This window comes from Streptomyces sp. TAA204 (assembly GCF_000424965.1).
In genome coordinates, this window is the sequence record NZ_AUKW01000010.1 from 207331 (window position 1) to 220750 (window position 13420).

Genomic DNA, 13420 nt, shown 5'->3' on the forward strand with positions numbered 1-13420 from the left:
TCCCGTACGGCTGGTGCCGCACGGGACGGTCGTGCACGCAGGTCGCGGGCGGTGCCGGACAGGGGCGGCCGCACCCGTCGCTCCAGCGGCGGCTCTCAGCGCTCCAGCGGCTTCTTCGAGCCCTCCGGCAGCCGCAGGTAGACCAGGGCGGAGACCAGGCACAGCGCGGCGACGTACCAGGGGAAGGCTCCCGGCGTGCCCAGGTCCTTGAACAGGGTGCCCATGTACGGTGCGGTCCCGCCGAAGAGAGCGACGGTCAGCGAGTAGGGGAAGCCGATTCCGGCAGCCCGCACCCGCGCCGGGAAGACCTCGGCGTTCACGGCCGCGGCGACGGAGGTGTAGCCGGTGAGCAGGATCATGCCCGCGCACTGCACCAGCAGCAGTGACATGAACGAGTCGGTGATCGAGTTCAGCAGCGGCACGCACAGTACGGCGAAGCCGACGGAGAAGGTGAGCAGCAGCGGCTTGCGTCCCACCCGGTCGGAGAGCAACCCGCCCAGCGGCTGGAGCAGGGCGAAGAAAGCCAGCGAGATCGTGCCGATCAGGAGCGAGTCGCCCTTGTCGAAGCCGACGTTGACCTGTGCGTACGTGGGCAGGTACGAGGTCCAGGTGTAGTAGGCGATGGTCGCGCCGGTCGTGATGCCGCAGATCAGCAGCGATTCGCGCGGATGCGTGCGCAGCGCCTCGAACAGGCCGGGACGCGGCCCCGCCTGCATCTCGGTGCTGCGGGTCTCCTCGGCGCCCCGCCTGATCCAGAAGCCCACGAGGCTGAGCACGGCACCGAGGACGAACGCGGCCCGCCACCCCCACTGGTGCATCTGATCGTCGTCGATACGGGCGACGAGCAGCGCGGTGACGCCCGAGGCGACGAGCTGTCCGACCGTGGTCGAGACGTACTGGAAGCTGGAGAAGAGGCCGCGCCTGCCCTTCGGGGCGGACTCGACGAGGAAGGTGGTGGCCGCGGCGAACTCGCCGCCCACCGACAGCCCCTGGAGCAGCCTGGCGATCACCAGCACGACCGGGCCGAGCAGCCCGGCCGCGGCGTAGGTGGGGGTCAGCGCCAGCAGCAGGCTGCTGCCGCCCATGAGCAGGATGGTGACCGTCAGGGCGGCGCGCCGTCCGCTGCGGTCTGCGACCGCTCCCATCAGCAGTCCGCCGACGGGGCGCATGAAGAACCCGACGGCGAAGACGGCGAAGGTCGACAGCAGCGGTACGAGGGAGTTACCGGCGCTTTCGGGGAAGATCTCGGCCGCGATGAACGTGGCCAGGAAGGTGTAGGCGAGCCAGTCGTACCACTCCACCGCGTTGCCTATGGAAGCGGCGAGCAGCTGGCGTCCGGGGCGTGCGGGCGGCGCCTGCCGGGGTGCCCCGGTGGGCCCCTCACGGGTGGGCCCTGCGTCGGTGGGCTCAGTCATGACCCGTCGTCTCCCCGGGATGCGTGTGCGCACACGTGTCTCCACGCATGCGCACAGAACTCGCCATTCTCCGCCATCGAACCGGAACACATCCCTCCGGCGGTCCGGGCCCCGCGGCGCCGGGGGGCGGCGTGTCTCAGTGCACCGGCGCGTCAGTGCACCGGCGCGTCCGCCGGGGACGCGGCCCGGCTCGTCTTCCCGCCGGCGGCGGGAGCGGACTCGGAACCGGGAGCGGAGTCGGCGGCGCCGGCCGCGGCCGGTGCGCTGTCCGCCCCGCTGCCGGAGCGCGGCCCCCCGGCGCGGGCGTCGCGGCGTACGAGCGCCGCGTACTGCCCGTCGGCGGCGAGGAGTTCCTCATGGGTGCCGCGCTCGGTGATGCGTCCCCTGTCGAGTACGACGATCTGGTCGGCGTCGCGGACGGTGGAGAGCCGGTGGGCGATGGTGAGGGTGGTGCGGCCCGCGGAGAGGGCGTCGATCGCCTGCTGCACGGCGCGTTCGGTGCGGGTGTCCAGGGCGCTGGTGGCCTCGTCGAGGATGAGCACCGGCGGGTCCCGCAGGATCGTACGCGCGAGGGCGAGGCGCTGCTTCTCGCCGCCCGAGAAGCGGTAGCCGCGCTCGCCGACGAGGGTGTCGTACCCGTCGGGCAGGGCGGCGATGTGGTCGTGGATCTGCGCGGCCTCCGCGGCGGCGCGCAGTTGCGCCGGTGTCGCCTCCGGTCTGGCGAAGCGCAGGTTCTCGGCGACGGACGCGTGGAAGAGGTAGGTCTCCTGGGAGACGACGCCGACGGCCGCGGAGAGGGTGGCGAAGTCGAGGTCGCGTACGTCGACGCCGTCGAGGGTGACCCGGCCGCCGGTGACGTCGTACAGGCGTGGCACGAGGTAGCTCAGGGTGCTCTTGCCGGACCCCGTCGCCCCGACGACCGCCAGCGAACTGCCCTCGGGGACGTCCAGGTCGATGCCGCTCAGGGTGGGAGCGGCGTCCTCCTCCCCGTAGGAGAAGTCCACGTCCTCGAAGCGGACGCGGCCCTGTACCCGCCGAAGGACGACCGGGGCGGCGGGTTCCGTGATGTCCACGCGCAGATCGAGGTATTCGAAGATGCGCTGGAAGAGCGCCAGCGAGGTCTGCATCTCCACACCGGTGGACAGCAGGGAGACCGTCGGCCGCAGCAGCCCCTGCTGGAGCGTGACGAAGGCGACGAGGGTGCCGATGGAGAAGCCGGGCCCGCCGAAGTGGACGAGCATGCCCGCCGTCCAGTACAGCAGCGCCGGGATCGCACCCATCACGATGCCGATGGTGGACATGCGCCAGCGGCCCGCCATGTGCGAGCGGATCTCCAGCCCGACCAGACGTTCCGACTCCCCGGCGAAGTCCCGTGTGAGCGCCTCGGCCCGCCCCATCGTGCGCCCCAGCAGAATGCCGCTGACCGACAGGGACTCGGTGACCAGCGCCGACATCGCGGCCATCTGTGCCTGCCGCTGTGTGGTGATCCGTTTGCGCTCCCGTCCGACACGGCGGCTGACCCAGACGAAGAACGGGAGCAGCAGCAGCGAGGCGAGGGTCAGCCGCCAGTCCAGGGCGAGCATGGCGGCGATGGTGGCGACGACGCCGGTGAGGTTGGAGACCAGCGAGGTCGCGGTGGAGGTGACGGTGGCCTGCATGCCGCCGATGTCGTTGGCGATGCGGGACTGGACCTCGCCGGTGCGGGTGCGGGTGAAGAAGGCGAGCGGCATCCGCTGGAGTTTGGCGTAGACGTCGGTGCGCAGATCGTGCATGACGCGCTGTCCGACGGTGGTGGAGATGTAGGTCTGCAGCACGTTGAAGACGCTGCTGACCACCGCGATGGCGATCAGCCCGAGAGCGAGTACGCCCAGAAGTGCCGTGCGCCGCTCGGGGATGGCGACGTCGAGGATCTCGCGCAGCAGGAACGGCGAGGCGACCGAGACGAGTGAAGAGGCCCCGACCAGCCCTCCCACGAGGGCGAGCCGCCCGCGGTAGGGGCGGAAGATGCGCAGGATCCGCCTCAGTTGGGGAGTGTGCTGCCCGTCCGTACCGTCGTCGTCATCGGGCGACAGGGACGGGGAGGGGGTCCACTCGGGGGCGTCGCGGTGCAATGGGCTCCTCGGGGTGCGGGTTCGCTGTGCTGCTGCGCCGGTCGTTCGAGCCTACGCGGAGCCCGCCTCGCACCGGGCGGAAACCGGGCCCGGACCGCGGCCTTGACCTGCGCCTAGCATGGGTCGCACACCCGTCCGCACGCGCTCCTGGAGAGACCATGCCGCTTCTCGAACCCGGTTCCGGCGCGCTGCGGCCGTCGGCGGGCGCCGCCCCCGCCCCCGCGCCCGACCGCGTCCCGGACTCGCTGGCCGGGGGTACGCCCGAGCCGCTGCGCGGCGAACTGACCCGGCTGCTCGGCGCGCACAAGGTGCTGTGGAAGGTCTCCGATCTGGTGCGCTACGCCTCGGACGCCAGCCCCTACCGCTTCGTGCCGCAGGTGGTGGTGATGGCCGAGGGCCTCGCGGACGTCTCCGCCGTGCTCGCCCACGCCCGCGACAACGCCCGCAAAGTCGTCTTCCGCGCGGCGGGGACGTCCCTGAACGGGCAGGCGCAGGGCGAGGACATCCTGGTCGATGTCCGGCGCCACTGGGCGGGTGTGCAGGTGCTCGGCGACGACGCCGCCCGCGCACGCATCGGGCCCGGTACGACGGTGGTACGGGCGAACGCCGCCCTGGCCCCTTACGGGCGGCTGCTGGGCCCGGACCCGGCGAGCGCGATCGCCTGCACCGTCGGCGGCGTGGTCGCCAACAACGCCTCCGGGATGACCGCCGGAACGACCCGCAACTCCTACCGGACGGTCGCCTCCCTCACCCTCGTCCTTCCCTCCGGCACCGTCGTGGACACCGGCGCGGACGACGCCGACGAGCAGCTCGCGCGGACGGAACCGGCCCTGTGCGAAGGGCTGATGGCGCTGAAGGCCGACATCGAGTCGGACGCCGGGCTCGTGCGCCGTATCCGGGCCAAGTACGAGCTGAAGAACACCAACGGCTACCGTCTGGACGCCTTCCTCGACGGGGACACCCCCGTGAGCATTCTGCGCGGGCTGACGGTCGGCTCCGAAGGGACCCTCGGCTTCATCTCCGAGATCGTCTTCGAGACGCTTCCGCTGCACCGGCACACCTCGACCGGGCTGCTGTTCTTCCCCTCGCTGTCGGCCGCCGCCGCGGCCGTGCCACGGTTCAACGAGGCGGGCGCGATGTCCGTGGAGCTGATGGACGGCAACACACTGCGGGCCTCGGTCAGCGTCGCGGGCGTACCCGCCGACTGGGCGGAGCTGCCGAAGGAGACGGCCGCCCTGCTGGTGGAGTTCCGGGCGCCGGACGAAGAGGCACAGCTCGCGCGGGAGGAGGCGGCCTCGCGGGTGATGGAGGAGCTCGAACTCGTCGCACCCGTGGCGTCGGTGACCAACACCTTCACGCGGGACGCCGGGACGATCGGCTTCTACTGGAAGGCGCGCAAGGCGTTCGTCTCGGCGGTCGGCGGATCGCGTCCGGCGGGTACGACACTCATCACGGAGGACTTCGCCGTACCGCCCTCCCGGCTCGCCGAGGCCTGCGAGGCGCTGCTGGAGCTGCAGCGGCGGCACGGCTTCGACGCGGCGGTGGCCGGTCACGCCGCCCACGGCAATCTGCACTTCCTGCTCGCGTTCGACGCCGGCAAGGAGGCGGACGTGGCGCGCTATGCCGCGTTCATGGACGAGTTCTGCCGGCTGGTGGTCGAGCGCTTCGACGGTTCCCTCAAGGCGGAGCACGCCACCGGCCGTAACATCGCCCCCTTCCTGGAGCTGGAGTGGGGCGAGCGGGCGACCGAACTGATGTGGCGCATCAAGCAGACTGTCGACCCGGACGGCGTACTCGCTCCGCGCGTGCTGCTCGACCGCGACCCGAAGGCGCATCTGCGCGGCCTGAAGTCCATCCCGAAGGTCGAGGACGTGGCCGACCCCTGCATCGAGTGCGGCTTCTGCGAACCCACCTGCCCCAGCGGCGACCTGACGACCACACCCCGTCAGCGCATCGTGCTGCGCCGGGAGATGCTGCGCCAGGCGCCCTCCTCCCCCGTCAACGAGAACCTGCTCGAATCCTACGGCTACGACGCGGTCGACACCTGCGCGGGCGACTCGACCTGCGCGCTGACCTGCCCGGTCGGCATCGACACCGGCGCCATGATGAAGGACTTCCGGCACCGTCGGTACTCCGCGCGCGAGGAGCGTACGGCCGCGCGCGCAGCGAAGCACTTCGCCGCCGTGGAGCGGGCGGCCCGGCTGGCGGTGGCCGCCGCCGACGGGCTGCGCAGCCGGATGCCGGGCCGGGGCGACCGGCTGCTCCGGTCAGTGACGGGCGCGGCGCGCAGGACCGTGCGCCCCGACCTCGTACCGCGGTGGCTGCCGCAGCTTCCCGGAGCGGCAGCCAAGCGGCTGCCCGCCACGGACCGTTCGGGCGCGGCAGCCGTCTACTATCCGGCGTGCGTGAACCGCGTCTTCGGCGAAGGCGAGAACTACGAGGGGCCCTCGCTGCCGGAGTCGCTGGTGATCGTCTCGGCACGCGCGGGGCGTCCGGTGTGGATTCCCGAGGATGTCGTGGGCACGTGCTGCGCCACGATCTGGCACTCCAAGGGATACCGCTCGGGCAACGAGCTGATGGCGAACCGGATCGTTGAGGCTGCCTGGCGCTGGACGGACGGCGGTGAACTGCCGCTGATCGTGGACGCCTCCTCCTGCACGCTGGGGATCGGCGAGGAGGTGCTCCCGTATCTCAGCCCGGCCAACCGCAAGCTGCACGAGCGGCTGACGGTCATCGACTCGGTGGTGTGGGCGGCCGAGGAGCTGCTGCCGCATCTGACGGTCGAACGGCGCACCGGCTCGGCCGTCCTGCACCCCACGTGCTCCATGCAGCACCTGGGCGACACGGAACAGTTGCGCACGGTGGCTCAGGCGTGCGCGGAGGAGGTCGTGGTCCCGGTGGACACGCGCTGCTGCGGCTTCGCGGGCGACCGGGGCATGCTGCACGAGGAGTTGACCGCCTCGGCGACCGCACGGGAGGCCGCAGAGGTCACGGCGCGGCACTTCGACGCGCATCTGTCGGCGAACCGTATGTGCGAGGTCGGCATGGACCATGCGACGGGCGGGCGCGGCTACCGCTCGGTGCTGATGGAGCTGGAACGGGCGACACGGCCGTCCTGAGTGCCGTCACGTCCCGGCACGTGGGCGGTGCGCCCCGCTGCCGGGGACGGGCGGATGCCTGGGTGCATCCGCCCCGTCCCCGGCAGCGGCTGTGAAGGAGAAGCTGACGGGACGCTACGAGGTCGCGCCGGTGTGCAGGGCCACGGCTCCCCTGGCCGGGACGGTGACCGCGGCCGTGCCGTCGTCGCCGACGGTGACGGTGCCGCCCTCGCAGCCGCCGGAGGGTGCGGCGACGTTGCAGTACGTTCCGGCGGGAAGGGACGTCGAGAAGGTCCGGCTCAGTTCACCGTCGCCGGTGTTGAGGGCGACGAAGCCCTTGCCGGAACGTGCGAAGGCGAGAGCGCCGCCCTCCGACCACCAGTCGGTCAGTTCTGCGTCGCCGACGGTGTTGCGGAAGCCCACCATGCCGGTGATCTCCGGACGGGCGTGCACGTCGGTCCAGCCCTCGCCGCCGCTGGGCGGGCCGGCGTCCTTCTCGCTCCACTCGTAGCCGGAGAAGACGTTGGGGGAGCCGTAGGGGTGCGCCAGCATGAAGACGTTGGCGAGACCGTGGAGGTCGCCGTCCTTGTAGGTGAGCGTCGAACCGTTGCGCTCGGTGTCCCAGTTGTCGACGTGGGTGCGGGCCTGGCCGGAGGCGAGCTTGCCCTCGGCGATGTTCTGCAGCCCTCCCAGGTCTCCGCCCTGGAAGGCGCTCTTGAGGTGGGAGCCGTAGCGGAACTCGTCCACGTCGCCCAGCCCGGTGTACTCCTCCGGCTGGACCGCCTCGCCGCCGCCGTAGATCACCTCGGAGACCCAGAAGCCCGGATCGGCCATCTTGGACTTGACGGCTTCCACGTCGCTCGCGGCCATGTGCTTCGCGGCGTCGATACGGAAGCCGTCCACCCCCATCCCGCGCAGGCTGTCGAGGTAGGCGGCGATGGTGGAGCGCACCTTGTCGCTGCCGGTGTCCAGATCGGACAGGCCCACGAGTTCGCAGTTCTGGACGTCGTCGCGGCTGGTGTAGTCGGAGATGTCCTTGCGGCAGCCGTGGAAGTCGGCGTCCCCGTAGATGCCCGGGTAGTCGTACTTGCCGTACTGGGTGCCGCCCGTGCCCGTACCCGATCCGGCGGACATGTGATTGATGACCGCGTCGGCGATCACCTTCACGCCCGCCTCGTGGCAGGCGTCCACCATCGCCCTGAAGGCGTCGGCGTCACCGAGCCGGCCGGCGATCTTGTAGCTGACGGGCTGGTACGAGGTCCACCACTGCTCGCCCTCGATGTGCTCGGTGGCGGGAGAGACCTCGACGTAGCCGTATCCGGCGGGACCGAGGGTGTCGGTGCACGCCTGGCCCACGGATGCGAAGGGCCTCTCGAACAGGGTGGCGGTGACGGCCTTTTCGCCGGGGGGTGTCGCCTGTGACTGCCAGGGCGCGAGGGCGGTGAGACCGCCGGCGGCAACGACCCCGGCCATGGTCATTCCGGTCAGACGCTTTCTCATCGTGTGCGGCTCCTTCGTCGTCGAACAGCAAGTGCCGAAGAAAGCAGCCACGCGCCAGGCCGCCGGGGGGTGCGTAACGGAGCCTGCCGTTACGTCGTGGACGCGTCAAGACGTGACGCAAGTCTTTCCATCTGTTGCTGAAAATTCTTGCCGCCCTGCGCATTTCGGCCGTCGAAGTGCCAACACCGCTCCCGGCGGACACCACTTGGAGTGCCCGTTCCGGCACGGGCGCCCAACTGGCAAGCCCTGCCGGGAAGCCGGAGCGCCCCTCGCTATCCTGCGGCCAGCGCCGCCTTGTCCCCCATGACCACCGCGGGATGTGCCCGCGGGTCGAGGGTGCGCAGCAGGTACTCCATGCCGGACCGGGAGATACTGACGCACCCGGAAGTGCCGCTGCCGTGATCCAGGTGGAGCCAGATGCTGCCGCCCTTGGACTTGCCCTGCGGGCGGGTGGGATCGAGGGGCGAGGTGCCCTTGACCCGGTTGTAGTCCACGGCGATGACGTGGTCGAAATCGTGCCGTGTCTTCTTCGGCCAGTACGAAGGCGGGGTGAACGCCGCACTGTTGGTGTACGGGAGTTTCGCGTCCGGGGCGGGGACCACGCCGCCCGCGTCGGTGAGGGTGAAGACCCCCACGGGGCTGCGCTTGTCGTCCTCCCGGTGATCGCGGGTCCAGCCCTTGCGCCCGTTGTGCCCGGGCCAGGTGCGTTCCCGGATCCACTTCCCGCCGCGCTTGGTGTACAGGCGTACGGTCGCGTCCGCGGAGTTCCTGCCCTCGCCGTGGACCGCCACGACCTGACGGGCCTCGCGGGGGATCTTCTTCTGCAACGGGTCACCCACACCGGGGATGCGCGTCGGGTCCGGCTCACGCTCAGCGGAGCCCCCGCGAGCCCTGTCGCGCTTCTCCTCCGTCGCCCCGCCGCCGCACGCGGTCAGGGTCGCGGTCAGCGTCAGGGCCAGGACGAGAGCCGCCGCAACCGCTCCGGCCCTCACGGGGCCCGCCGGCGCCGGACTTGGGGAGAGCACTCCCGCGGAGGGCCTGCCCCCACCCGCGCGCGGCTCACCCTTCTCTGCCCGGCCCGCGGACACCGGCCCCCGTCCGCGTGGCATCCCGCCCGCCCCAGTCTCACGCATACCCCCATGGTCCCACTCACCGGAGGAAGTACGGGGGCGGCCCGTACCGCAGGGCGCCCGTAGGTGAAGCCCGCGCATCGCAGCAGGTGGACACGAGTTCGCCCACCTGGCCGCAGGAACCGGAAAACCCGTTGCACGCCGGGGACGGCGCAGCGAGTCTTGGCCCGGGCGGCCCCCACCCCGACAGGCCACGCCCCTCGCACCGATCCCGCACCGAGCCACCACTCGCGCCGAACGACCCTGGGACGTCATGCAGATTCGCGATCTTCCGTATCCCGATCCCGGCGTACCCGACGTCCGCTCGGGCGCCCGGTTCCTGCTGTGGCTCGGACGCATGCAACTGGGTGGACAGGCCAGGTCGCTGGGCTGGGGCTGCCTGCACATGGCCTCCGTGGCCTTCGTTCCGGCCGTCGTGGGACTCGCCGTGGAGGCAGTCGTCACACGCTCGGGCTCCGCGCTGGCCGGGGCCGGGGCGTTCCTGGCGGTCATCGCGGTCACGGTCACGGTCGGCGACACCATGCTGCACCGCTCCGCCGTGACGAACTGGATCACCTCCGCCGCGCGCGTGCAGCAGCTCCTCGCCCGCAGGACGGCCGCGCTGGGCGCCACCCTCACCCGGAGCGTCGCGGCGGGCGAAGTCGTGGCGGTCTCCACCGGCGACATCGAGAAGATCGGGTGGTGCGTGGAGTCGGCCTCACGGTTCAGCGCCGCGCTGCTGGCCGCTGTCGGGGTGTGCACCGGACTGGTCTTCTACGAACCGCAGTTGGGCCTGCCCGTCGCCATCGGGATGGCCGTTCTGGCACTGACGGTGCTGCCGCTGCTGCCGCGTGCCACCCGCCGCGCCGACCTGCAGCGCGAGAAGGCCGGACGCGCCACGGAACTGGCGGCGGACACCGTGGCCGGACTGCGTGTTCTGCGCGGCATCGGCGGTGAGGAGCTGTTCCTGACGCGCTACCGGCGGGCCTCGCAGGAGGTGCGGCGCGCGGCGGTGCGTACAGCGCGGATGTGGGCGCTGATCGAAGCGGTGCAGGTCGCCCTGCCGGGCCTGCTGCTGGCCGTGGTGGTCTGGCACGGCGCCGGTCTCGCGCTGGAGGGAAGAATCGGCGTGGGAGAACTGGTCACCGTATACGGCGCGGTGACATTCCTGCTCTTCCCGCTCAGGCTCTTCCAGGAGTTCGCCATGGCGTACTCCTTCTCGCGGCCGTCAGCACAACGGGCCGTGCGTGTGCTGTCGTTGCGCCGGGGCACCGCCGGTGACGGCCTGCCGGCAGCCGACGGTCCGGCGGCGGGTGACGCAGGCGCGGACGCAGGCGCGGACGGCGTCGACGGAGGGCAGAGCCCGCAACCGGCCGCGCCTCCGGCTGCCCCCGGCCCCTGCGGGGACGCACTCGAGGGCGACCTGTGCGACCCGGTCACCGGCCTGCTGGCACCCGCCGGGGAGCTGACCGCCGTGGTGTGCGGCGATCCGGACGCGGCGGGCAGACTGGCCGAAAGGCTCGGCGGGCATCCCCCTTCCGGGCGCGGGGCCGCCTCGGTACGGCTCGGGGGTGTGCCTCTGGACGACGTGCCGCTGGCGAAGGCGCGCAGCACGGTACTCGTCCAGGACAAGGACCCGGTGCTGCTGTCGGGCACGGTGCGCGAACTGCTCGACGTGCCCGCCTCCGGCCTGGTCCCGCTGCGGCGGGCGCTGGAGGCGGCGCAGTGCGGTGACGTGCTGGACGCCCTGGCCGAGAACGTCGAGGAGCCGGACGGCGATCCGCTCGACGCGCGTGTCACCGAGCGCGGACGGTCCCTTTCCGGCGGGCAGCGCCAGCGGCTGGCTCTGGCGCGCTCGCTGGTCACCGACCCGGAGGTACTGGTGCTGGACGAGCCGACCTCGGCGGTCGACACGCACACCGAGGCCCGCATCGCACTGTCACTGCGCGGGCTGCGCGCCGGACGCACCACCGTCGTCCTCACCTCCAGCCCGCTGATGCTGGACCGGGCGGACCGGGTCGTCCTCGTCCGCGGGGACCGGGCAGTCGCCTCGGGGCCGCACCGCGATCTGCTGCGGACCCACTCCCTCTACCGGTCCGTGGTCACCCGGGAGCCCGTCGCGCACGAGCAACCCGGGGTGCACGGCGAGCGCGAGAGGCACGAGACGCACGAGGCGCACGAAGCTCACGACAAGGGCGACCCGCACGAGGCTGCCGGCGCAGACGTCCCCGCCGGGGTTCCAGCGGTCCTGCCCGGCGACCCCGGTGAGGACCGGTCGCAACTCGCCGGGGCCGAAGGAGCGGAGAACTCATGAAGCGCAGGACGGGGCACACCGTCTCCGCAGCCGGCATCCGGCCGCCGGCCTACGACCCGGCGGCGTCGGAGAACTCCACGACCCTTCCGGTCGGCGGCCCCCGCACGGTTCGCGCCTACGTGCGCGAACTTCTCAGGCGGCACCGGCGCGCCTTCGCCACGCTCATCCTGGTCAACTCCACCGCGGTGCTCGCCTCCATGGCCGGCCCGTATCTGCTGGGCGGCCTCGTCGAGGACCTCTCCGCGGGCTCGCGAGACCTCCAACTGGGGCGTGTGGTCGCCCTGTTCGTACTGGCGCTGGTGATCCAGACGTTCTTCGTACGCGAAGTGCGGCTGCGCGGAGCGATGCTGGGCGAACAGATGCTCGCCGACCTGCGCGAGGACTTCCTCGTACGGTCGGTGGCCCTTCCGCCCGGGGTGCTGGAGCGGGCGGGGACGGGCGATCTGCTCTCCCGCATCACCACGGACATCGACCGGCTGGCCAACGCGATGAGAGAGGCCGTGCCGCAGCTGTCGATCGGCGTCGTGTGGACGACGCTGCTGCTGGGCGCGCTGACGGCCACCGCGCCGCCGCTCGCGGTCGCCGTGCTGATCGCGCTGCCCTTGCTGCTGACCGGGTGCCGCTGGTACTACCGCCGCGCGCCCAGCGCCTACCGCTCCGAGGCCGCGGGCTACGCGGCGGTCGCCGGTGCGCTGGCCGAGACCGTCGACGCGGGGCGCACCGTGGAGGCACACCGCCTGGGCCCGCGCCGGGTCGCGCTGTCGGAACAGCGGATCACCGAATGGACCGCCTGGGAGCGGTACACGCTCTGGCTGCGCTCCGTGCTCTTCCCCGTCGTCAATGTCAGCAACGTGCTGCTGCTGAGCGCCGTGCTGATGCTGGGGGGCGTCTTCGTGCTGCGGGGTTGGATCAGCGTGGGACAGCTGACGACGGGTGCGCTGCTGGCACAGATGCTGATCGAGCCGGTCTCGCTCATCCTTCGCTGGTACGACGAACTCCAGGTCGCCCAGGTCTCGTTGAGCCGGCTGGTGGGGGTGCGGGAGATCGAGCCGGATTCCGGTGACGAGAACCTCTCCCCCGACGGCCGTGATCTGCGGGCCGAACAGGTGCGGTTCGGGTACCGCACCGGGACGGACGTGCTGCACGGGGTGACGATGCGGGTGCCGCGGGGCACACGCGTCGCGCTGGTCGGGCCCTCCGGAGCGGGCAAGTCCACGCTGGGGCGGCTGCTCGCGGGAATCTACGAGCCGCGTACGGGCAATGTCGCCCTGGGCGGCGCCGAGCTGTCACGGATGCCCGCGGAGCGGGTGCGCAGCCACGTCGCCCTGGTCAATCAGGAGCACCATGTCTTCGTCGGCTCCCTGCGGGACAACCTGCTGCTTGCCCGAACCGGCGCGAGCGACGCAGAGCTGTGGGCCGCGCTCGGCGCGGTGGACGCCGGCTCCTGGGCCCGTGCCCTGCCCGACGGTCTCGGCAGCGACGTCGGCTCCGGCGGACTGCCCGTCACTCCGGCCCAGGCACAGCAGATCGCGCTGGCCCGGCTGGTGCTCGCCGACCCGCATACGCTCGTGCTGGACGAGGCCACCTCGCTGCTGGACCCGCGGGCGGCCAGGCATCTGGAGCGCTCGCTGGCGCAGGTGCTCCAAGGGCGCACGGTGGTCGCCATCGCCCACCGGCTGCACACCGCTCACGACGCGGATGTGATCGCCGTCGTGGAGGACGGCCGGATCAGCGAACTGGGCGGACACGACGCCCTCGTCGAAGCGGACGGGACGTACGCCGCTCTGTGGCGCTCCTGGCACGGATGAGAGAGCGGGCGGGGGCAACGGAGAGGACGCGGAGCACACGGGGAGGACACAGCCACCCCCGGAGT

At 71.8% G+C, this 13420-nt stretch carries 7 protein-coding genes; 3 read left to right on the forward strand and 4 right to left on the reverse strand.

Going from position 1 to position 13420, the window contains the following annotated elements; all coding sequences use genetic code 11:
* Positions 1 to 95: 95 nt before the first annotated feature.
* Complete coding sequence (locus H343_RS0117245; RefSeq protein WP_028432180.1) at positions 96 to 1415, reverse strand: MFS transporter; 1320 nt, start codon at positions 1413 to 1415, stop codon at positions 96 to 98.
* Between the two features lie 152 nt (positions 1416 to 1567).
* Positions 1568 to 3487 carry an ABC transporter ATP-binding protein gene (locus H343_RS31150; protein ID WP_078505808.1) on the reverse strand — a complete coding sequence of 640 codons (1920 nt, stop codon included), beginning with the start codon at positions 3485 to 3487 and terminating at the stop codon, positions 1568 to 1570.
* Between the two features lie 197 nt (positions 3488 to 3684).
* On the opposite strand from H343_RS31150, the gene H343_RS0117255 reads away from it, so the two are divergent.
* On the forward strand, positions 3685 to 6645 hold the full coding sequence (locus H343_RS0117255; RefSeq protein WP_028432181.1) for an FAD-binding and (Fe-S)-binding domain-containing protein: 2961 nt from the start codon (positions 3685 to 3687) through the stop codon (positions 6643 to 6645).
* Positions 6646 to 6759: 114 nt separating this feature from the next.
* On the opposite strand, the gene H343_RS0117260 is transcribed toward H343_RS0117255, so the two are convergent.
* Both H343_RS0117260 and H343_RS0117265 read right to left on the reverse strand, forming a co-directional pair.
* Positions 6760 to 8124, reverse strand: coding sequence for an alpha-amylase (locus H343_RS0117260; protein ID WP_028432182.1), 1365 nt, complete (start codon positions 8122 to 8124; stop codon positions 6760 to 6762).
* A 272-nt stretch (positions 8125 to 8396) separates the two neighbouring features.
* The gene (locus H343_RS0117265) at positions 8397 to 9116 is read right to left on the reverse strand and encodes a L,D-transpeptidase family protein (protein ID WP_028432183.1); all 720 of its coding nucleotides are present in this window, start codon (positions 9114 to 9116) and stop codon (positions 8397 to 8399) included.
* Between the two features lie 391 nt (positions 9117 to 9507).
* Between H343_RS0117265 and H343_RS31155 the strand changes: the two genes are divergently transcribed.
* Positions 9508 to 11547, forward strand: coding sequence for an ABC transporter ATP-binding protein (locus H343_RS31155; protein ID WP_051265411.1), 2040 nt, complete (start codon positions 9508 to 9510; stop codon positions 11545 to 11547).
* Positions 11544 to 13355 (forward strand): ABC transporter ATP-binding protein, encoded by a 1812-nt coding sequence (locus H343_RS0117275; protein ID WP_051265413.1) that lies wholly within the window; start codon positions 11544 to 11546, stop codon positions 13353 to 13355. Before H343_RS31155 ends, H343_RS0117275 begins: the two co-directional genes overlap by 4 nt.
* Positions 13356 to 13420 lie beyond the last annotated feature (65 nt).